Consider the following 22871-nt stretch of genomic DNA (forward strand, 5'->3'; position numbering starts at 1 on the left):
ATAAGGTTAACATGTGCTTAATTGACGTGGGGAAGCGTCATTTCGAAGTGGAGGGTGAACATTTGGAACAGCCGGTATTTAAAAGAGTTGTGCTTAAAGTGAGTGGAGAATCCCTTTCTGGGCAAAATGGTTACGGGATTGATGCAGAAACAATCTCATCCATTGCACAGCAAGTTAAAGAAGTAGTAGAACTTGGAGTCGAAGTTGCGATCGTATGCGGTGGCGGTAATATTTGGCGCGGAATTGCAGGTAGCGAGAATGGTATTGACCGTGCAACAGCAGACTACATGGGTATGCTTGCAACCGTTATGAACTCGCTTGCGCTGCAAGATGCATTAGAACAGATTGAAGTGCCAACACGTGTTCAAACTTCAATAGCGATGCAGCAGATTGCTGAACCATATATCCGCCGTAGAGCGATTAGACACCTCGAAAAGGGTAGAGTTGTGATCTTTGCAGCAGGAACAGGTAATCCGTTCTTCTCAACAGATACAACGGCTGCTCTTCGTGCAGCTGAGATTGAGGCTGAAGTTATTCTGATGGCGAAGAATAAAGTGGACGGTGTATATTCTGCAGATCCGTTTAAAGATGAAACGGCTGTGAAATTTGAACAATTGACTTATCTTGATGTGTTGAACAAGAATTTAGGAGTTATGGACTCCACTGCTTCCTCACTCTGTATGGATAACAATATTCCTCTCATTGTATTTGCTATTACTGAGCAAGGTAATATCAAACGAGTTCTTCTCGGTGAAAAAATCGGGACAATTGTGAAAGGAAGTGTAGATTAATGCCGCAATCAATTAAAAAGAACGCAGAAGAACGCATGGAAAAAGCGATCCTCGCACTTAAACGTGATTTGTCAACACTTCGTGCAGGTCGTGCAACCCCTTCTTTACTTGATCGAATTCAAGTTGAATATTATGGCGCACCTACGCCGGTTAACCAACTTGCAAATATTACGACTCCGGATTCTCGTACTTTGATGATCCAACCATGGGATAAATCTTCCTTGGCTGATATCGAACGTGCTATTATGAAGTCAGATCTTGGTCTTACACCGCAAAATGATGGTGCTATGATCCGTCTGAGCATTCCGGCACTTACTGAAGAACGCAGAATTGAACTTGTGAAATTCACCAAGAAATTTGGGGAAGAAGCAAAAGTAGCGGTTCGTAACATCCGTCGTGATGCAAATGATGATATCAAAAAGTTGGAGAAATCCGATATTTCTGAGGATGAATCTCGCAGACATCAAGACGATATTCAAAAGTCTACTGATAAATTTGTTGCAGAAGTAGATAAAGTTCTCGCTGCAAAAGAAAAAGAAATCATGGAAGTGTAATATAATATGCTTACGGCCCCTCCGCCTTCGGTGGGGTTTGCTCTTTTCACAGCAAGGAAAAGAAACTTCATGGAATTATGGAGGAAGTCGAATGATGAAACGCGCTCGGTCGTGGTGGAATAAGAACGGCAAAGAGACGCCTGAACTGTCAAAAGCTAATATTCCGCAACACGTGGCTATTATTATGGATGGCAATGGTAGATGGGCCAAACAACAAGGTATGCCTCGCATCGTTGGACATCAAAGCGGTATGAAAGCTCTTAAACGGGCAACGATTGCTGCAGATGACTTGGGAATCAAGTATCTGACAATGTATGCCTTCTCGACAGAAAACTGGACGAGACCGAAAGATGAAGTGGATTTTTTGATGCGTCTGCCTGTTGATTTTCTTGCACAGGAGCTAGATGAATTAATCGAAAAAAACGTATGTGTACGAATGATGGGGTATGAAGAGAATTTACCTGATCATACGGTAAAAGCACTTCGAGAAGCAATTCGAAAAACAAAAGATAATACCGGACTGGTTCTTACTTTTGCTTTGAATTATGGCAGTAGAAGTGAAATCACAGATGCGATGAAAGCAATTGCTCAGCAAATTGAATCGGGTGACCTGACAACTGATGATATTACGCCTGACCTGATTGAGAAACACTTGTTGTCTAAAGACCTGCCTGATCCCGATTTATTAATTCGAACAAGCGGAGAACTTAGAATAAGTAATTTTATGCTGTGGCAGCTTGCTTATAGCGAAATGTGGTTTACAGATATTTACTGGCCGGATTTTAATAGAGAACACTTATATGAAGCAGTAGCCGAATACCAACGCAGAACAAGAAGGTATGGCGGTCTGAAGTAATGGAGGATGGACCAAGTTGAAACAGCGAGTAATAACTGGAATTGTTGCCGGTGCTTTATTTTTGGGGTTTGCAATGCTGGGTGGACTCTGGTATAACTTCTTCATTTTTCTAATGGCACTTATTGGATTATACGAGTTCATACGGATGATTGGTGTTTCTGCTTTTTCGGGTACAGCAATCATTGGATATGCCGGCATTCTTTTCCTCATTTTTCCTGATTTGCTTGCAGAGCTGGGGTTAACGTTGACATTAAATCAGATATTGTGGATTTTGATGATACTGCTGCTTATCGCAACCGTAACGACAAAAAACAAGATTACCGTTCAGACTGCGGCTTTGATTTTTATTGGTGTCGTATATGTTGGAATCGGTTTTTATTATATTGCAGTAACACGTCAATTACCGGCAGGATTGTTTTGGACTTTTCTTCTTTTGGCAAGTATTTGGGGTAGTGATGCAGGAGCTTATTTTGTAGGCAAGTCGTTCGGTAAAAATAAACTTTGGCCGATGATTAGTCCTAACAAGACCATAGAAGGTGCTATTGGCGGAATTATTATAGCCATTATAATTGCGCTCTTATTTGCTGGGTTCTCTCAGGGCCTCCTAGGTTTCGGAAGAGCTGTACTCATCGGTTTGTCTGCTTCCGTTATTGGTCAATTAGGAGATTTAGCGCAGTCTGCCTATAAACGTGTATATGGAATTAAAGATTCGGGGAATCTGCTTCCAGGGCATGGTGGTATTCTGGATCGATGTGATAGTTGGATCTTTGTGTTTCCGTTCGTACATATCCTCATGCTCCTCCCTTACTAAGGAAAGACAAACGATTTTATGTCAATACAAGAGGTGTCATTTGTGAAGAAAATTTCAATTTTAGGTTCAACAGGTTCCATTGGAACTCAAACCCTAGATGTCGTTCGAATGCATCCGGAAGAGTTCCAGGTAGAGGGCTTGTCAGCGGGTACCAATGTGGAGCTGCTCATCGAGCAAGCCAGGGCATATCGTCCTCGTAAAGTGTCCGTCAGTCGTAAAGAAGATGTAGATCATGTACGTATGCACGTGCCTGAAGGCACAGAGGTTTATTATGGCAACGAAGGTCTGATCGAGGTTGCTGCTGGAACAGATGCGGATACCGTCATTACAGCAGTGATGGGTAGTGTGGGACTATCGTCTACACTCGCTGCGATTAGAGAAGGAAAACAGATTGGCCTGGCCAACAAGGAGACTCTTGTAACAGCCGGTCATCTGGTTACTGCACTAGCTCAGGAAAAACAAGTACAGATTATCCCGGTAGACAGCGAACATTCGGCTATTTTTCAGTGTCTGAATGGGGAACAACTACGTGAGGTTAAACAGATTACACTCACTGCCTCAGGTGGGTCGTTTCGAGATTTAACCAGACAGCAGCTTCAGCACGTAACGGTGGCAGATGCACTCAAACATCCGAATTGGTCGATGGGCTCCAAGATTACAATAGACTCGGCAACGATGGTGAATAAAGGACTAGAGGTAATAGAAGCAAGATGGTTGTTTGATCTTCCTTATGAAAAGATCAACGTTCTTCTTCATCCAGAAAGCATTATTCATTCGTTCGTAGAGTTTCAAGATACAAGTATGATTGCACAAATGGGTAACCCGGACATGCGTGTTCCCATTCAGTATGCATTAACTTATCCTAAGCGATTACCTTCCCCAGCTTCATCTTTATCACTTTCTGAGATCGGAGCGCTGCATTTTAGAGAAATGGACATGGAGCGTTTTCCTTGCTTAAAGCTTGCTTATGAATGTGGTAAAATAGGGGGAACCGCAACAACGGCATTTAATGCTGCGAATGAAGTGGCCGTTGCTCGTTTTCTTAAAGGGGATATTTCTTTTCTGAAGATCGAGGAGATCATTGCAAGAGTACTAGATAATCATCAAAGCATTCCGAGTCCTGATCTAGAGCAGATTGAACAGGTTGATCAGCAAGTAAGAAATATTGCAACCTCTTTATAAGACAAGGTTTCTTCCTGCCTGCAGCAAGAGAGAGTGGTTTTTACGAATTTGCTTCTCTTGTATCGTACCTTTGAATAATGATAATGTAGTAGGACAAGATCAGCTCTTCTTAAGCAAAAGGAGGAAAGAAGTAATTGGAAACCTTGCAAATTGTAATTTTAACGGTGCTCATGTTTTTCGTCATTGTGACGGTACATGAATGGGGCCATTATTATTTTGCCAAACGAGCTGGCATTCTTGTAAGAGAATTTGCCATCGGCTTTGGTCCGAAGCTGTTTTCTTATAAGTACCAAGAGACCACGTTTACACTGCGATTGCTACCATTTGGCGGTTATGCGAGGATGGCTGGAGAAGATCCTGAATTAATAGAAATTCAGCCCGGTCAGACGATTGCGGTTAAAACAGCCGATGGACAGGTCAAAACGATCTACTTGGATCAACTTGATAACAGAAAAAATGTGATTCGAGGAGAAGTTATTTCCATAGACCTGGAAAGACGATTGATGGTTGAACTTGATGTTGATGGTGAACAACAAAAGTTCCCTGTTCATCCAGCAGCAATGCTTGTTGCAAGAAACCAAGAAACACAGATTGCACCCAAAGATCGTCAGTTTAACAGTAAAACGGTCGGTCAAAGAGCGCTTGCCATTTTTGCCGGACCGTTTATGAACTTTTTACTGGCTTTTATCTTGTTTGCGATTTATGCGATGGCTGCAGGGACTCCTGTAGAGAATCCAACCTATGTCAAGATTGGTACGATATCGGAAGGCATGCCTGCAGCTGAAGCGGATCTTCAAAAAGGGGATATTGTGGAGACAATCAATGGTGAGACCATTGGTGGAGATTACACGAAGATGATTAACCTCATTGCTGATTCGCAGGATAAACCAATGGAATGGACTGTGCGGCGAGGAGACGAAGTGTTTGATCTAACGATTACTCCGCGTGCGATGGAAGGTCAAGTGGGAGGGAAAGTCGGGATTACTGCTGAATTCCCTCGTGAAGAAGTTGGATTTGTTGAATCCTTTGCTGTTGCTGGAAAAAACATGGTGACCACCACACAAAATATTTTTGAAGGTTTCAGACAACTGATCGCTAAGTTTAGTATAGATGATCTCGGTGGACCTGTACGTACGTTTGAAGTAACGGGTCAAATTGCGAAGCAAGGAATACTGCAGCTAACCCAGTGGACCGCTATACTTAGCCTTTACCTCGGTATTTTTAACTTACTACCGATTCCAGCATTAGATGGCAGTCGCCTTATTTTCCTCGGGATTGAAGGATTGCGTGGCAAGCCCATTGACCCCGCTCGTGAAGGTATGGTGCATTTCATCGGGTTTGCGATGTTGTTCATTCTTATGATCGCAGTAACTTATAATGATATTTTACGATTAATTAAAGGATAATGGTGTTCCCTCGGAGTGATCACTTTTAGTGAAGCTCCCTGTAGGAACTACGGGAGGACGGAATCAAGTCTTATGTCAAACGATAAACAGTTTGTTACTGAAATTACACCCCAGTCCGAGGATTTTTCTCGCTGGTATATTGATACGATTAAAAAAGCGGATTTAATGGATTACTCCCCAGTTCGGGGCTGTATCGTGTTTAAACCAGATGGTTATGAAATTTGGGAACACATCAAAGAAAATATGGATCGCCGTTTCAAAGAAACTGGGCATCGTAATGCATATTTTCCTATGTTTATTCCAGAAAGCTTTTTCCAAAAAGAAAAAGAACACGTAGAAGGCTTTAATCCAGAACTGCCATGGGTTACAGAAGCGGGCGGAGAGAAGCTGGAAGAACGCTTAGCGATTCGTCCAACTTCCGAAACGATTTTTGGTCATATGTACTCCAAGTGGATTCAATCCTATCGTGATCTTCCGGTGATGATTAACCAATGGGCTAACGTTGTTCGCTGGGAAAAACGGACAATGCCTTTCTTGCGTACAAGTGAATTTTTATGGCAAGAAGGTCATACTGCTCACGAGAATGAAGAAGAAGCTCGTCAAGAAACGATGCAGATGCTTGAAGTGTACCGTGAAGTAGTAGAGGATATTCTTGCGATTCCAGTTATCACTGGACAAAAGACAAAATCCGAGAAATTCGCAGGTGCAGTTGATACATTCTCCATTGAAGCAATGATGAAAGACGGCCGGGCTGTGCAAGCAGGTACTTCTCACTACATGGGAACTAACTTCGCTAAAGCATTTGAAATCCAGTATTTGAACCGTGAAAACGTGCTGGAATACGCTCATACGACTTCTTGGGGAACAAGCACTCGCCTCATCGGTGCCATGATTATGGTTCATGGTGATGATCGCGGTCTTGCTTTGCCACCGAAAGTAGCTCCAACTCAAGTTGTTATTATTCCAATTGGACCACCAAAAACACGTGATCAAGTGGTTGGACGTGCGGATGAATTGTTCGCAGAACTGAAAAAAGCGGGAATCCGAGTGAAAATGGATGATCGCAGTGATGTTCGTCCGGGTTGGAAATTCAATGAATACGAAATGCGTGGTGTACCAGTTCGTCTTGAAATTGGTCCACGAGATATGGAAAATGGAGTATGTGTTCTCGTTTCCCGTATTACGGGAGAAAAGAAAGTCGTGCAACAGGATAATCTAACGGAAGAAATTCAAGCCATGCTTGAACAGGTCCAAAAAGATATGTTTGATCGTGCGAAAGCTTTCTTGCAGGAACATTTTTATTCCGTAGATACGCTGGAAGAAATGAAGGCATTAATGGAAGAAAAACGCGGTTTCTCACTAGCGGGCTGGTGTGGTTCAGAAGTTTGCGAAGATAAGGTGAAAGAGGTAACGGGAGCAACAAGCCGGAATATTCCTTTTGAACCATCCGAGGAAAAACATACTTGCCTCGTTTGTGGACAGAAAGCGGAACATACTGTAGTATTTGCTAGAGCGTATTAATATTGATTAGTTTTACAGAGTAACACAAATGATAAGCTTCTGTCCGAAATGAGACGGTGCCCCTTTACGGATCGGTTCCCATTTTTGTGCGCAGAAGCTTTTCATGTTTTTTTGTTTGGAACGGGGGGGAAGAATCGTTTGAATGATACAACGGAACAAAGAAGAAGGTTCGAATTGTTAATGAAACAGGCGGATCTGCCTGCAGGTATAGCAGAACCTCATTTTGTTGATGGATATATTGATCATGTGGAAATCAGCCGTAGTAACCGTGACTGGCATATTACAATAGCCAAAGAAACTCTGGTTCCTGCGCCAGTTTTTCGAGCTTTTTGTTTGCATATCCGTGAAAAGATGAGTCATATTGCCAAAATTAGTTTTACTTTTCACTATCAATCCGGGGTTACAGAGGCTGATATTGTAACGGAATATTGGAATTTATTTCTCGAGTGGGTTCATCAGCAGATTCCATCGGTAAACGGTTGGATGAATCGCGCTTCCCAAATTGTTGAATCCGGCTTGCTCACGTTAACACTCAGCGATGGAATGGCGCTGGAACTTGCTCGAAAGAAACAGATTGATCAAGCGATCGTGAATTATTATGAACGTTTCTTCAAACTGCCGCTCAAGGTGAAAATGCTTGTGGGTGAGAGTAACCGCGAAGCAATGGTGCAGTTCGAACAGAAGAAGCGAGAAGAAGAGCGGGAAGTTATTCAGAATATGATGACCATGATCGAAGCGGAAATGGCCCCTGTTGAGGAAGAAGAAGGGGACGTAAGGCTTCAGATGGGTTATGAAATCAAAGAACAACCGGTACCTATCAAGGACATCCAGGATGAAGAGAAGAAAGTTACTTTACAGGGAACGGTATTTGGTCTCGATAAAAAAGAGTTGCGTAACGGAAATACGCTTTATACTTTTTACCTTACCGACTTTACGGATTCCATGCAGATGAAAGTATTTGCTAAGTCGAAGGAAGATGTGCGAATTCTGAACCTGCTCGCTAACGGAAAATGGGTCAAAGTTAGAGGGCGTGTAGAGTACGATCGCTTCATGCAAATTCCAGAACTCGCAATGATCCCATCTGATCTCGTAGAAGTACAGGCCCCGCCTTCTCGTAAGGACAATGCTGAACAAAAACGGGTAGAGTTTCATCTTCACACGAAGATGAGTACGATGGATGCAGTAACTTCTATCGACAGCTACGTAAAAACAGCTGCAAGTTGGGGACATAAGGCAATTGCTGTCACAGATCATGCGGGTGTGCAGGTCTATCCGGAAGCTGCAAAGGCAGCCAAAAAACATGGTGTCAAAATGATGTATGGCTTAGAAGCAAATATTGTAAATGATGCTGTAGCTGTTGTGCTGGAACCGAAGCCGCTTGATTTGAAAACATCGACGTACATCGTCTTTGACATAGAGACTACGGGTCTATCCGTAACACAGAACAAAATCATTGAAATTGCAGCGGTTAAAATGGTTGAAGATAAGGAAGTGGATCGATTTGCAACTTTTGTAAATCCTCATGAGCGTATTCCTTATAATATTCAGCAATTGACAAATATTAATGATGACATGGTAAAAGATGCACCCGAGTTAGAACCTGTCTTAAAAGATTTTGTGGATTTTGTTGGCGATGGGATTCTAGTCGCTCATAACGCAAGATTTGACATGGGCTTTATTCAAGCTAACTTGAAGACTCTCGGAATGACTCCGCTTGATAATCCGGTACTTGATACACTTGAACTCGCTCGGATGCTTCATCCATCGATGAAGAATCACAGGCTGAATACACTAGCAGATAAGTATAAAATATCGCTTGAGAATCATCACCGTGCGATCGATGATACGATTGCACTTGCTGGCATTTTGACAGGCCTCTTAAATGATGCCCTGCAGATTAAAGGAATTACGCAGCTGGATCGGTTGAATGATTATGTAGGAATGGATCTATCCAATTCAAGACCGTTTCACAGCGGTATATATGCGCTCAATGCGGTAGGAAAGAAAAACTTGTACAAGCTGGTTTCTCTTTCGCATACTGAACATTTCAAACGAGTAGCTACGATTCCAAAGTCTAAGCTGGTGCAGCATAGAGAAGGACTGCTCATTATGTCGGGTTGTGAGAAAGGTGAGTTTTTCGAGGCGGTTCTTAACAAATCAGTGGAAGAAGCCGAGGAAATTGCGCATTTTTATGATGTATTAGAAATCCAGCCGATTACAATGTATATGCATCTAGTGGATAAAGGGCTTGTAGCTACGCCGGAAGAGATTAAAACAGCGATTCGGAAAGTTGTTGAGATCGGAGAGAAACTGGGTAAACCGGTTGTAGCAACAGGGAATGTACATTACTTGGAGCCGCGTGACAAAATTTATCGAGATATTACGATTCACGGGATTACAGGTTATAGTCCGCTCAAAGATATTCGGAAACCAGATGCTCATTTCCGGACTACCAATGAAATGCTCGAAGAGTTCGAATTTCTTGGTAAGGAAAAAGCATTTGAAGTGGTTGTAACGAACACAAGCGATCTTGCTGATCGTTTTGAAGAAATTCAGTTATTCCCTAAAGAATTGTTCACTCCGATCCTAGAAGGCGCTGAAGAAGAAATCCGCAGTAAATGTTATGATACGGCAAAGAGTATTTACGGTGAAGAAGTGCCCGATGTGGTAGTGAAACGACTGGAAAAAGAACTTGAACCTATCATTAAATATGGATTTTCGGCCAACTATCTGATTTCAGAAAAACTTGTAAAAAAATCAAATGAAGATGGTTATTTGGTTGGCTCACGGGGTTCCGTAGGATCGTCCGTTGTAGCAACATTTTTGGGCATATCGGAAGTAAACCCGCTGCCACCGCACTATATCTGTGAAAATAACGAATGTAAGTATAGCGAGTGGTTCCTTGATGGAAGCATTCGAAGCGGTTTTGACCTTCCTGTTAAAGAATGTCCGAAGTGCGGAACCTTGCTAAAAGGGGAAGGCCAAGATATTCCTTTTGAAACCTTCCTTGGATTTAAAGGGGATAAAGTACCGGATATTGACCTTAACTTCTCTGGGGAATACCAACCTAAAGCCCATCTATATACCAAAGATTTATTTGGTGAAAAAAGTGTATTTAGAGCAGGAACCATTGGTACGGTAGCAGAGAAGACAGCTTTTGGATTTGCTAAAAAATATGAAGAATCGCATCAAAAATCGTGGCGTGGTGCAGAGCTTAATCGCTTGGCATCGGGTTGTACAGGGGTTAAGAGAAGTACAGGACAGCATCCCGGGGGGATTGTTGTTGTACCTGACTATATTGAAGTAGAAGACGTTACACCTGTGCAGTACCCTGCTGATGATACAAGTGCTGAGTGGAAAACAACGCATTTTGACTATCATGCTTTTGAAGATAATCTGCTTAAGCTGGATATTCTAGGACATGATGATCCTACGATGATGAGAATGCTTCAGGATTTGACCGGAGTAGATCCGACCACCATTCCGATGAACGACCCTAAGGTAATGAGTATGTTTAATTCCACCGAAGCACTCGGCGTTTCACCTGAGAAGTTACGGACTCCTGTAGCTACTTATGGTGTTCCTGAGATGGGGACTAAATTTGTACGTCAGATGCTAATTGAATCACAGCCTTCGAGTTTTGCCGATTTACTGCAGATATCGGGATTGTCTCATGGTACAGGCGTATGGCTAGGAAACGCACAGGAACTGATCAAGAATGGAACATGTGACATTAAGACCGTTATAGGTTGTCGTGATGATATCATGTTGTTCCTGATTTATAAACACGGAATGGATGCTGCTCTTGCGTTTAAGATTACAGAGAGTGTACGTAAAGGTCGGGGTCTTAGTCAGGAATGGATTGACGAAATGAAGAAATGTAAAGTGCCGCAGTGGTATATCGATTCTTGTCTCAAAATTCAGTACATGTTCCCGAAAGCCCACGCGTCGGCTTATGTAATCTCTGCGGTAAGAACCGCGTATTTCAAATTGTATTATCCAATTGAATATTATGCGACGTACTTCTCTGTCCGTGCTGAGGATTTCGATATTGAACTGGCTTGTCAGGGATATGATGCAATCTGCCGCAAGATTATTGAGATTGAACAGCTTGGTTTTCAGGCTTCTACGAAGGAAAAATCAATGCTCTCTGTTCTAGAGATGGCACTGGAAATGACTGCGCGCGGTTTTAGCTTCAAATCCATTGATTTGTATCGTTCTGATGCAACGCGCTTTATCGTAGACCAAGATTCTTTGATTCCTCCATTCTCTGCTTTGCAAGGAATTGGGGACAATGCGGCACGTAATATTGCTGCAGCCAGAGATCATGGGGAATTTTTATCCATTGAGGATTTCCAGCAGAAATCGAAAGCAAGTAAAACGGCAGTGGAGTTACTCACGCAAATGGGTTGCTTCCGCGGACTGCCCGAAAGTAACCAACTATCTCTCTTTTAGCTATTTGAAGAGGGTAGATTTAATTTCCATCCCTCACTTTTCAGATTACCTGAGTAAAAGTCTAGTCAAGTGACTATACTTGTCACTAGTGACTGTCTATGTTATAATTTTAATGGTAATCATGTTGATAAAACCGTTGTTTAAAGAGTGGGGAAACCCACTCTTTACTCTTTGGTATATAGAAAATTCGCCGATTACCTTCGGCACTAACCTAATTTGGAGGTTATTGTATTTGAGCACAAAGATCAAAACTACCGTGGAAGAAATGATTAAGCCTTATCTGGAAGAGCACGCTTTTGAGCTCGTGGATGTAGAATACGTAAAGGAAGGCAATAACTATTTCCTGCGTATTTACGTGGATAAAGAAGGCGGCATCGATTTGGATGATTGTGGACAGATCAGTGAATTTGTAAGCACTGAGCTCGATAAGAATGATCCAATTCCTGACGCTTATTTTCTGGAAGTTTCATCTCCCGGTGCGGAACGCCCCCTGAAGAAATCTGCTGACGTCGTCAAAGCGGTAGGGAAAAACGTATATGTGACTACATATGAGCCGATTGACGGACTGAAGGAATTTGAAGGTGAGTTGTTATCTTTTGAAAATGAGGAAATGGTAATAGCTTCTGGTAAAAAGAAGCAGCATACCGTTCCTTATTCAAAAGTGGCGAGTGCACGATTGGCTATTGTTTTATAGTGTTTAACTACACTCTATTATGAATTAAATTCATTCCGCGTGTAACGGCAAGGTTCTCTTCCTAAGTGAAGAGAATTTCGTCGTTTTACGCTATGGATGAGATGTTTGAAAGGGGGATTTACATTCATGAGTATGGATTTTATTGAAGCAATGAATGAATTAGAAAGAGATAAGGGGATCAGCAAGGACGTTTTGTTTGAAGCGATTGAAGCTGCTCTTATTTCTAGCTACAAACGCAATTTTAATGCTGCACAAAATGTTCGTGTTGATATGAACCGTAATTCCGGTGTTATAAGAGTATATGCCCGGAAAATGGTGGTGGAAGAGGTCCTCGATCCGCGAACTGAAATTTCTTTGACTGCTGCACGTGAGATTAATCCGCACTTCCAGCTCGAAGATATTGCAGAGATTGAAGTAACGCCAAGAGACTTCGGTCGTATTGCTGCTCAAACAGCAAAACAAGTGGTTACCCAGCGTATTCGCGAAGCAGAACGCGGCCTGATTTATAACAAGTTTGTAGACAAAGAAGAAGACATTGTAACTGGAGTGGTTCAACGTCAAGATCTTCGCAACATTTATATCGACCTTGGCAAAGTGGAAGCTGTTCTGCCTCTTACAGAGCTGATGCCAAATGAAAAGTTTGTGCATGGTGAGCGTATTAAAGCGTATATCACGAAAGTGGAGAACACAACAAAGGGTCCTCAAATTATTCTTTCCCGTACGCATCCAGGATTGCTAAAACGCTTATTTGAACTAGAAGTTCCCGAGATTTTCGATGGTGTTGTTGAAATTCGCTCGGTAGCTCGTGAAGCGGGATTCCGTTCCAAAATTGCGGTGCATTCTCGCAACGAAGAAGTAGATCCCGTTGGTTCCTGTGTTGGACCAAGAGGAATACGCGTGCAGACCATTGTGGGTGAACTGCGCGGTGAGAAAATTGATATCGTGAAATATTCCGATGTTGTAGAGGAATACGTTGCCAATGCACTAAGTCCTTCCAAGGTACTCGAGGTACAGGTTTTCGAGAATGAGAAAATGGCTCGGGTTATCGTACCTGACTATCAACTTTCTCTTGCGATCGGTATCAAAGGGCAAAATGCGCGTCTTGCTGCGAAGCTGACAGGTTGGAAAATTGATATCAAGAGTGAAAGCCAGGCCGAACAGGAATACGGAAGAGAGAAAGATTCTTCTGAAGAAATGCATCAGGATTCCATCACCGTTGACTAACGGCGAATGATCGGGGGCCTACAAGATGAAACAACGTAAAGTGCCGCTGCGAAAGTGTGTAGCGTGTCAGGAAATGATGCCAAAGAAACAGCTAATCCGGGTTGTAAGAACTCCCGAAGAAGAAGTGCAGATCGACTTGTCAGGTAAAAAATCAGGCCGCGGAGCTTATCTATGCGGCAAAGAAGCTTGTTTTCGGTTAGCTCAGAAGAACCGTTCCTTGGATCGGGCACTTAAAGCTCAGGTAGTCCCTGGGATATATGAGCAACTAGCACAAGATTTTCTTAGTGCTGAGGATGAATTTCTAGAAGCACAGAAAAGAGTGGACAATGAATAAGGCACTATCTTATATCGGGCTTGCAATGCGAGCAGGCAAGCTTGTTTCTGGTGATGAGATCGTACTCAAAGCCATTCGGTCATCTGAAGCGAAATTGGTTATCGTTGCGGGTAATGCTTCGGAAAATACACGTAAAAAATTTCGCGATAAGTGCAAATCGTACAACGTTCCTCTCGTGATTGGTTTTGATCGAGACTCCCTAGGCAGTGCCATGGGTAAACCTGAACGCATTGTGCTGGCGGTGACGGATCCCGGATTTGTAAGTATGATCTCGAAACAAGCCTTGACAATGTCGGAGGTGGAGTATATTGAGTAAACAGGAAAGCAAAGACAAACTGCGAGTTTATGAATATGCAAAATCAATCAACATGAGTAGCAAGGAAATCATTACCATTCTTAAAAAATTAGAAATTCCCGTGAATAATCATATGAGCGTAATGGAGAACGGATCTGTCGCAAAAGTGGAGCAATTTTTCAATAGCATAAAATCAGATGCTGCTTCCAAACGCGAACAGAATTCGGCTCAGGCGGTTTCAACGTCAGCGGTTAAAGATGATAAGCTTAATCGCTCGAACCCGTCTCTTCAAGGAGGTGCCAATTCGAATTTGAAGAACGAAATCAAAACAAATCAAGAGTCAGGCAATGTACAGAATGCTTCAAGTGACTCTCAACCAAAAAAACAACAGGAAAAGCAGGTAGGTATGAATAATAGACCAAATCAAAACACTAACAACGGAACACAAAGACAAGGCGGGCAAGATTCTCGCAGAACTAATGGCAGCGTAGGTCAATCAAGCAGCGGACAAAGTAATCGTCCAAGCAATGCAGGAAGCAATAGACCAGCTGGCCAAGGCAGCAACGGTAGCAGACCAACTGGACAAGGTAACAGTTCAAGCAGTAATAGACCTTCTAGCCAAGGTAATAATACGAACAGACCTTCTGGCCAAAGCACGAATAGACCGCAACAAGGTAGCACTGCAGGTCGCCCAGCACAATCATCAGGTCAAGGCCGCACGAATAATACTGGCGGTAACACGCAAGGTTCTAACAACAACCGCGGTGGAAACAGTAATCAAAACCGTGGCAACAGCAGCAACCGTCCAGGCGCTGGCCGCCGTTTTGAAGACGGTAACGGCAGAGGTAACTATCGTGGGAACAACCGCGGCGGTAAGAACAACCGTGGACGCAACCAAAACCAACCTCCTCGTGAGAAAATCGACAATACACCGAAGAAAATTATCGTTCGCGGTAATATGACGGTGGGTGACGCAGCAAAACTGCTTCATAAGGATGCTTCTGAAGTTATCAAAAAACTCATCTCGATGGGTGTTATGGCAACCATCAACCAGGAACTTGATCTGGATACCATCTTGCTTCTCGCAGGCGAGTTTGGTGTTGAAGTTGAAGTGAAGATTCCGGTAGAAGATGATCGTTTTGAGACAATGGAAGAAAATGATGATCCAGCAGATCTTCAAGCTCGTCCTCCCGTTGTAACCATTATGGGTCACGTTGACCATGGTAAAACGACGCTTCTTGATACGATTCGTTCTACTAGCGTAACAAGCGGTGAAGCTGGCGGTATTACACAGCATATCGGTGCGTACCAAGTAGAAATCAACAACAAAAAAATCACATTCCTTGATACTCCAGGTCACGAAGCATTTACAGCAATGCGTGCTCGTGGTGCGGAAGTAACGGATATGACGATTATTGTCGTTGCAGCTGATGATGGTGTTATGCCTCAAACCGTTGAAGCAATTAACCATGCTAAAGCAGCGAATCTTCCAATTATCGTAGCAGTTAACAAAATCGATAAACCGGGCGTTGATCCGGATCGTGTGAAACAAGAACTTACGAACTATGAACTTGTTCCAGAAGAATGGGGCGGAGATACCATTTTCGTTAACGTTTCTGCGAAACAAAAAATGGGTATCGAAGAACTTCTTGAAATGATTCTGCTTGTAGCAGAAGTGAATGAATATAAAGCAAATCCTGCCAAACGTGCACGTGGTACAGTAATTGAAGCTGAACTCGATAAAGGCCGTGGACCTGTAATGCGTTTGCTGGTTCAAAATGGTACTTTGAAAGTCGGAGACGCTTTTGTTGCAGGTAACTGTTTCGGTCGTGTCCGTGCAATGGTTAATGACAAAGGCCGCAAGATTAAAGAAGCCGGTCCTTCTACACCAGTTGAAATCACTGGTTTGCAAGAAGTACCTCTTGCAGGCGATCCGTTCATGGTGTTTGAAGATGAGCGTAAAGCTCGTTCCATCGCAGACAAACGTGCGATAACACAACGTGAATCAGATCTAGGTACACAAACTCGAGTTACCCTTGATGATCTGTTCCAGCACATTAAGGATGGCGAGATGAAGGCTCTGAACGTAATTATCAAAGGTGACGTTCAAGGTACCGTTGAGGCGCTTAAAGGCTCCCTCGCTAAGATTGAAGTAGAAGGCGTGCGCGTGAAAATTATTCATAGCGGTGCAGGTGCGATTACCGAATCGGATATCATTCTCGCAGCAGCTTCTAATGCGATCGTCATTGGATTTAACGTTCGTCCTGAAGTTCAGGCGAAATCAACAGCAGATGCTGAAAAAGTCGATGTTCGACTCTACAATGTTATTTACAACGTAATTGAAGAGATTGAACAAGCGATGAAAGGTATGCTTGATCCTGAATTTAAAGAGAAAATTATTGGGCATGCTGAGATTAGAAATACGTTCAAAATCAGCAAAGTGGGAACCATCGCAGGTTGTATGGTAACTTCCGGTAAGATTACTCGTGCATCACAAACTCGTATCATCCGTGATGGCATTGTTATCTTCGAAGGTAAACTTGATACCTTGAAACGCTTTAAGGATGAAGTGAAAGAAGTTGCTCAAGGTTATGAGTGTGGTATCACTATTGAGAACTTCAATGACATTAGAGAAGGCGACGTAATCGAAGCGTTCGTTATGGAAACAGTGGAACGTAAATAGCGTCAACTGCAAGAGAGGTGACATGAGTGGCTAAAATTAGAACTGGACGTGTAAGCGAACAGATAAAGAAAGAGATTAGCATACTGATCCAAACCGAACTTAAAGATCCTAGAATCGGTTTTGTTACAGTGACGGGTGTCGATCTGACTAACGATCTGTCCCAAGCTAAAATATACCTCAGTGTATTCGGAGACGATGAACAGAAAAATAATTCTTTGAAAGCTCTCGATAAAGCAAACGGCTTTTTGCGCAGCGAATTGGGAAAAAGAATTAAGCTTCGTCATGTGCCTGAATTGATATTTAAAATTGATGAATCTATTGAGTACGGTAGTCGTATTGAGAAATTGCTTACCGAGATTGATACCAAGGATTCCAAATGAGATGAATAGAGGAGACGGCAATGCAGACCTATGAACAGGCGCTTCAACAAGGGAAGGAATTTCTTTTGGAGCATGATGACTTCCTGATCGTGTCGCATGTACAGCCGGACGGAGACGCAGTCAGCTCCACCGTAATGGTGGGCTGGCTTCTCTCATGTCTGGGGAAGAAATTCACAATGATTAATGAAGGACCCATTCCGCCACGGATGCATTATATGTGGGGAACTTCTCAAATTTTAAACGGAACTCTGAGTGAACCACCGAAAACATATCAACATGTTATCTGTGTAGACTGTGCCGATTACGAACGGGTGGGGCGTGTGAAACATTGGTTCGCGGAAGAGAAACAGATTCTGAACATAGATCATCATCCAACAAATAATGGTTATGGCAAAGTGAATATTATTAAAGATGATGCGGCTGCTACGGCAGAAATTTTATACGATTTAATTGAAGTAATGGGCTTAACATGGGACAAAGATGTGGCTACAGCAGCCTATACGGGGATTCTTACAGATACCGGAGGGTTTCGTTATTCAAACACCAGTCCTAAAATAATGGAAATGGCTTCCGCCCTGTTAAAACACGGAGTTAATGGCCCTGAATTAGCTGAACTTTTACTGGAACAAATGACATTTCCTCAGCTGCAAGTACTTACTAAAGCGCTGGCTACTCTTCAATTAACGGAGGATAGAAAGATAGCTTGGGTCATAGTAACGCCTCAGGATATGGAAGACTGCGGTGCAGCAAATGATGATTTAGAAGGCATCGTTAACTACCCGCGTAATATTCAAGGGGTAGAAGTAGGTATTCTCTTCAAGGTCATCTCTGATGATGTTATAAAAGCTAGCTTCCGATCTAGTGGAAGAATCGATGTTGCGGCTCTTGCTAAAGATTTTGGAGGCGGCGGGCATATTCGCGCTGCGGGTGCTAGAGTGGAAGGTCCATGGATGGAAACAGTAAAACAAGTTGTAGAACGGGTGAAAAAAGAGCTATGAGTGGTTACGAAGGAGTACTTCCTGTACTGAAACCGGCAGGCTTTACCTCCCATGATGTAGTTGCTAAACTCAGAGGTATTCTGAAAATGAAAAGAATTGGGCATACAGGAACACTGGATCCTCAGGTTACAGGAGTCCTGCCTCTTTGCTTAGGAAAAGCTACAAGAGTTGTAGAGTACTTGCAAGAGCTTCCCAAAGAATATCATGCTACGCTTCGGCTTGGGATTGCGACAGATACGGAAGACATGACGGGTGAAGTAACAGCGCAAGTAGATGATGTTCAAGTAACGTATGAACAGGTAGAGGCAGCGCTGCAGCAGTTCAATGGGGTTATCTCTCAGGTTCCTCCTATGTATTCTGCTGTAAAAATTAACGGGAAAAGGCTTTATGAAATTGCGCGTGAAGGAAAGACAGTGGAACGCAAAAGCAGAGAAGTAACCATACATGAACTTGAACTTATACGAATGGAAGATGTGGACGGATTACCTGAAATTTCTTTTCGTGTACTGTGTTCCAAAGGGACTTATATTCGAACTTTATGTGTAGATATTGGAGAGGCGCTAGGATATCCCTCTACAATGGTGAAACTTGAAAGAACGATGTCTGCTGGTATTCCGGCAGGGCGCTGTTTGACGATCGAAGAGATACAGCAATGTGTTGAGAATGACACGTTGTCTAAATATCTAATCCCTACAGATCAATCGATTTGGAATTTCCCTTCCCACACGATTGAGTCGGAACAAGAGCGCTCTGTACTACAAGGTAAAAAAGTGTCTGCATCTTATGTCCAGCCTGCTTTGAAAGAGGAGGGATTGTTCCGCCTTTACTCTAAAGAAGAACAATTTTTAGGGATTTATCAGTGGGATGCGGAATCAGATACAATTACCCCTAAAAAGGTTTTTTTACCGGAACCTAGTTGAAGTGTAATCAATAACAGATATGGCAACAGGATTATCATGGGAATTGCAGGTGAATTAGATTGAAAACAATAAATTTATCATTTCCTCTGACAGAAGAAGTGCGTAAAGAGATTGCCGTTCCCCAGGTACTTGCGATGGGGCAGTTTGATGGACTGCATTTAGGACATGTAAGTGTAATTGAATCCGCTGTAAAATTATCCAGAGAACAGGGAATACAAGCTGCTGTCTTGACTTTTCATCCTCATCCAAAAGAAGTAATGCGTAAAGGTGATTATCAGGGTTATCTGACGCCGCTTCGTGATAAAGAAGAAATCCTTGAAAAAATGGGTATAGATGTCCTATATGTTATCGAATTCAACGAGTCTTTTTCTAGTCTTCTGCCAGAACAGTTTGTAACTGAGTTTTTGATTCAATCCGAAGTAAAAGTAGCTGTGGTTGGTTTTGACTTTCGGTTTGGTCATAAAGGAGCCGGAGACGAAAACAAACTTCGTGAACTCGGAATGCCTCATATGAACGTGGTGACCATTCCTCCGCTTACGCTGGATGGTAAAAAAGTGAGCAGTACCTCGATTCGTTCTGTCTTACACGAAGGAGATGTAAAGGAAGCTCAGCGCATGCTGGGCAGACGTTATTCTCTAAGAGGGACTGTGATCGACGGTGAAAAACGAGGACGTACGATTGGTTTTCCTACAGCAAATGTAGAGCCATCAGAAAGCTATGTTGTACCACGGAAAGGTGTATATGCCGTTTGGGTAATGCATCGTAATCAGAAGTTTCCTGGTGTCATGAACATTGGCGTTAAACCTACTTTCCATAAAGATCGGATTAAACCTTCTTTTGAAGTTCATTTGCTCGATTACAGCGGAGATTTATATGGACAGGAGCTTACTGTGGAGTTGGTGGAGTTTCTACGACCTGAACAACGGTTTCCGTCCATCGACGAACTCATTGCCCAGATTCAGAGAGACTCGGAGACGGCGAAGCAAATTTTAGAGAATCGATCTTAGAATACTTAAATATTGAAGTTTAGATTTACATGAAATAGGCAAGTATGATATACTAAGATACGTTGCTGGAAGGCAACCATAACCTTAGCTTTAGTTGAAGGCTCTCACCGGCCCCGACGAGGCTACAGGCGATTATAATGAAGGAGGTGAACAGGATGGCTTTGACTCAAGAACGTAAACAACAATTGATCGAAGAGCACAAAACTCATGAATCCGATACTGGATCTCCAGAGGTGCAAATTGCTATCCTTACGGAAAACATCAAGAGTTTGACGGATCACTTGCGTACGCACAAGAAAGATCACCATTCCCGTCGCGGGCTTTTGAAAATGGTAGGTCAACGTCGTAAGCTCTTGGCTTACTTGAAAAACAAAGATGTTAGACGTTATAGTGCTTTGATTGAGAAGCTTGGATTGCGCCGTTAATCTTCGTATATCCTAACAACGACAGCCTGGTTGTCCCCGTCTCTCTATTATAGAGGGACGGGCTCGCAGCCGGGTTGTTTTGTAGATTTAGGCTTCTTTTTTTTTGTGGACTGGAATAGTCCCATCTAAAATTTTGCGAATATGTCAATACTAGGTCATACTAGTAAATAAAAAACAATAAATGATGTAAAAAGAAGGAGGGGTTTCATGGAACAACGTGTTGAGATGCAACTTGGCGGCAGAACACTAATTCTAGAAACAGGACGTCTTGCTAAACAAGCAAACGCTGCTGTAACTGTACGCTATGGAGATACCGTTATTTTATGTACCGTAACAGCGTCAACTGAACCTAAAGATTTGGATTTTTTCCCGCTTACGGTTAACTATGAGGAAAGACTATATGCAGTAGGTAAAATTCCGGGTGGATTCATTAAAAGAGAAGGTAGACCGAGCGAGAAAGCGATTCTTGCCAGCCGCCTGACAGATCGACCGATTCGTCCTTTATTCCCGGAAGGTTTCCGTAATGATGTTCAGATCCAAAATATCGTAATGAGCGTAGATCAAGACTGCGAACCAGAAATTGCAGCAATGATCGGTACTTCTGCGGCACTAAGTATTTCAGATGTTCCTTTTAATGGACCTATCGGCGGAGTAGCCGTTGGCCGTGTTAATGGTGAATTTGTAATTAACCCGGATATTGCCGCTCAAGAAGCGAGTGATATCTATGTTGTGGTTGCAGGAACGAAAGATGCGATCATGATGGTAGAAGCAGAAGCGAATGAAGTACCAGAAGAAGTAATGCTCGAAGCGATTATGTTTGGTCATGAAGAGATTAGAAACATCGTTGCTGTAATCGAACAATTGGTACAAGTTGCTGGTAAAGAGAAAATGGCTGTCAAATTGCATGCAGTTAATGCGGACGTTAACGCTGAAGTTCGCGAGTATGCAGCAGCTCGTCTCGTTGAAGCAGTTCGTATTGAAGAAAAGCATGCAAGACAAGATGCGATTGATGTAATTAACGATGAAACGGTTGCTTTCTTTGGTGATAAATACATAGAAACTCCTGAATTGTTAAAAGACGTGAAGGAAGTTCTTCATGACATCGTTAAAGAAGAAGTTCGCAGATTGATCACGCATGATAAAGTGCGTCCAGATGGACGAGCATTGTCTGAAATTCGTCCGATCGATTGTGATACAAATCTCTTGCCGCGTACGCATGGATCTGGCTTGTTTACTCGTGGACAAACTCAGGCGCTCAGCGTATGTACACTAGGAGCACTAGGTGATGTTCAGATTCTAGATGGTATTGATCTGGAAGAAACTAAACGCTTCATGCACCATTACAACTTCCCGCCGTTCAGTGTCGGTGAAGCAAGACCGCTTCGTCCTCCAGGTCGTCGTGAAATCGGTCATGGTGCACTCGGTGAAAAAGCATTGTCTAAAGTAATTCCGTCTGAGACTGAATTCCCTTATACAATCCGTCTTGTTTCTGAAGTTATTGAATCAAACGGTTCCACATCTCAGGCTAGTATCTGTGCTTCTACACTTGCTATGATGGATGCTGGGGTACCAATTAAAGCACCTGTAGCTGGTGTGGCAATGGGTCTGATTAAAGATGGAGATCAGGTATCGATCCTGACTGATATTCAAGGTATGGAAGATCATCTTGGAGATATGGACTTTAAAGTAGCCGGTACTTCTGAAGGGGTTACAGCGATTCAAATGGATATTAAGATCGATGGTATTGATCGTAATATTCTTTCTGAAGCTCTGAGCCAAGCGAAAGAAGGACGTATGCATATTCTTGGTAAAATGATGGAAGCTATCCAAAAACCAAGAGAAACCTTATCTCAATATGCACCTAAAATTCTTACCATGCACATTAACCCGGATAAGATCCGTGATGTTATTGGAGCAGGCGGTAAAATCATTAACAAGATTATTGAAGAAACGGGCGTTAAGATTGATATCGAACAAGATGGCCGTGTGTTCATCTCTTCTGCTGATCAATCCATGAATGATAAAGCTCGTGAAATTATTGAAGGCATCGTTCGTGAAGTGGCTGTAGGTGAAATTTATGTAGGTAAAGTAAAACGTATTGAGAAGTTTGGCTGCTTTGTAGAAGTACTTCCTAATAAAGAAGGACTTGTTCATATCTCCCAGCTTTCTACAGAACGTGTAGCTAAAGTGGAAGACGTGGTCGCTATTGGAGATTCCATTACAGTAAAAGTAACGGAAATCGACCAACAAGGACGCATCAATCTTTCCCGCAAAGCAACTTTGACTGCAGAAACAAAAGCTTAATTCTAATATAGAACTTTCAAAAGAGACAGAA

The 22871-nt window shown here is 42.7% G+C and carries 19 protein-coding genes; all 19 read left to right on the forward strand.

Going from position 1 to position 22871, the window contains the following annotated elements; translation table 11 throughout:
• Nucleotides 1-62: 62 nt before the first annotated feature.
• The 19 genes from pyrH (at nucleotide 63) to pnp (ending at nucleotide 22840) form a co-directional block, all read left to right on the forward strand.
• Entirely contained in the window at nucleotides 63-791 is a 729-nt protein-coding gene (gene pyrH / locus PV403_RS04610) for a UMP kinase (RefSeq protein ID WP_191798657.1), read from the forward strand.
• On the forward strand, nucleotides 791-1345 hold the full coding sequence (gene frr / locus PV403_RS04615) for a ribosome recycling factor (RefSeq protein ID WP_213532580.1): 555 nt from the start codon (nucleotides 791-793) through the stop codon (nucleotides 1343-1345). Before pyrH ends, frr begins: the two co-directional genes overlap by 1 nt.
• 91 nt (nucleotides 1346-1436) lie before the next feature.
• Nucleotides 1437-2201 carry an isoprenyl transferase gene (locus PV403_RS04620; RefSeq protein ID WP_213532581.1) on the forward strand — a complete coding sequence of 255 codons (765 nt, stop codon included), beginning with the start codon at nucleotides 1437-1439 and terminating at the stop codon, nucleotides 2199-2201.
• 16 nt (nucleotides 2202-2217) lie between these two features.
• The gene (locus PV403_RS04625; protein ID WP_213532582.1) at nucleotides 2218-3012 is read left to right on the forward strand and encodes a phosphatidate cytidylyltransferase; all 795 of its coding nucleotides are present in this window, start codon (nucleotides 2218-2220) and stop codon (nucleotides 3010-3012) included.
• A gap of 42 nt (nucleotides 3013-3054) precedes the next feature.
• Nucleotides 3055-4194 carry a 1-deoxy-D-xylulose-5-phosphate reductoisomerase gene (locus tag PV403_RS04630; protein WP_332083711.1) on the forward strand — a complete coding sequence of 380 codons (1140 nt, stop codon included), beginning with the start codon at nucleotides 3055-3057 and terminating at the stop codon, nucleotides 4192-4194.
• 134 nt (nucleotides 4195-4328) lie between these two features.
• Nucleotides 4329-5600, forward strand: a complete 1272-nt coding sequence (gene rseP, locus PV403_RS04635; RefSeq protein ID WP_332083712.1) for an RIP metalloprotease RseP — start codon at nucleotides 4329-4331, stop codon at nucleotides 5598-5600.
• A 72-nt stretch (nucleotides 5601-5672) separates the two neighbouring features.
• Nucleotides 5673-7121 (forward strand): proline--tRNA ligase, encoded by a 1449-nt coding sequence (proS, locus tag PV403_RS04640; protein WP_332083713.1) that lies wholly within the window; start codon nucleotides 5673-5675, stop codon nucleotides 7119-7121.
• Nucleotides 7122-7259: 138 nt separating this feature from the next.
• Nucleotides 7260-11576 carry a PolC-type DNA polymerase III gene (locus PV403_RS04645; protein WP_332083714.1) on the forward strand — a complete coding sequence of 1439 codons (4317 nt, stop codon included), beginning with the start codon at nucleotides 7260-7262 and terminating at the stop codon, nucleotides 11574-11576.
• Between the two features lie 232 nt (nucleotides 11577-11808).
• Nucleotides 11809-12270, forward strand: coding sequence for a ribosome maturation factor RimP (gene rimP, locus PV403_RS04650; RefSeq protein WP_332083715.1), 462 nt, complete (start codon nucleotides 11809-11811; stop codon nucleotides 12268-12270).
• A gap of 126 nt (nucleotides 12271-12396) precedes the next feature.
• The gene (gene nusA / locus PV403_RS04655) at nucleotides 12397-13494 is read left to right on the forward strand and encodes a transcription termination factor NusA (protein ID WP_213532588.1); all 1098 of its coding nucleotides are present in this window, start codon (nucleotides 12397-12399) and stop codon (nucleotides 13492-13494) included.
• A 25-nt stretch (nucleotides 13495-13519) separates the two neighbouring features.
• Nucleotides 13520-13828 (forward strand): RNase P modulator RnpM, encoded by a 309-nt coding sequence (gene rnpM, locus PV403_RS04660; protein ID WP_213532589.1) that lies wholly within the window; start codon nucleotides 13520-13522, stop codon nucleotides 13826-13828.
• Entirely contained in the window at nucleotides 13821-14144 is a 324-nt protein-coding gene (locus tag PV403_RS04665; protein ID WP_191798454.1) for a L7Ae/L30e/S12e/Gadd45 family ribosomal protein, read from the forward strand. The genes rnpM and PV403_RS04665 overlap by 8 nt, the downstream gene beginning before the upstream one ends.
• Complete coding sequence (infB, locus tag PV403_RS04670) at nucleotides 14137-16806, forward strand: translation initiation factor IF-2 (RefSeq protein WP_213532590.1); 2670 nt, start codon at nucleotides 14137-14139, stop codon at nucleotides 16804-16806. Before PV403_RS04665 ends, infB begins: the two co-directional genes overlap by 8 nt.
• A 26-nt stretch (nucleotides 16807-16832) precedes the next feature.
• Nucleotides 16833-17186 (forward strand): 30S ribosome-binding factor RbfA, encoded by a 354-nt coding sequence (gene rbfA, locus PV403_RS04675; RefSeq protein ID WP_213532591.1) that lies wholly within the window; start codon nucleotides 16833-16835, stop codon nucleotides 17184-17186.
• Nucleotides 17187-17206: 20 nt separating this feature from the next.
• On the forward strand, nucleotides 17207-18184 hold the full coding sequence (locus tag PV403_RS04680) for a DHH family phosphoesterase (protein WP_332083716.1): 978 nt from the start codon (nucleotides 17207-17209) through the stop codon (nucleotides 18182-18184).
• Nucleotides 18181-19104: a tRNA pseudouridine(55) synthase TruB gene (gene truB, locus PV403_RS04685; RefSeq protein WP_213532593.1), complete on the forward strand. Its 924-nt coding sequence runs from the start codon at nucleotides 18181-18183 to the stop codon at nucleotides 19102-19104. Before PV403_RS04680 ends, truB begins: the two co-directional genes overlap by 4 nt.
• Before the next feature lie 59 nt (nucleotides 19105-19163).
• Nucleotides 19164-20111, forward strand: coding sequence for a bifunctional riboflavin kinase/FAD synthetase (locus tag PV403_RS04690; protein ID WP_332083718.1), 948 nt, complete (start codon nucleotides 19164-19166; stop codon nucleotides 20109-20111).
• A 155-nt stretch (nucleotides 20112-20266) separates the two neighbouring features.
• The gene (rpsO, locus tag PV403_RS04695; RefSeq protein ID WP_213532595.1) at nucleotides 20267-20536 is read left to right on the forward strand and encodes a 30S ribosomal protein S15; all 270 of its coding nucleotides are present in this window, start codon (nucleotides 20267-20269) and stop codon (nucleotides 20534-20536) included.
• Between the two features lie 207 nt (nucleotides 20537-20743).
• Nucleotides 20744-22840: a polyribonucleotide nucleotidyltransferase gene (gene pnp, locus PV403_RS04700; protein ID WP_213532596.1), complete on the forward strand. Its 2097-nt coding sequence runs from the start codon at nucleotides 20744-20746 to the stop codon at nucleotides 22838-22840.
• Nucleotides 22841-22871: the final 31 nt, after the last annotated feature.

The organism is Paenibacillus sp. GYB006, assembly GCF_036577645.1.
Lineage (GTDB): Bacteria > Bacillota > Bacilli > Paenibacillales > Paenibacillaceae > Paenibacillus.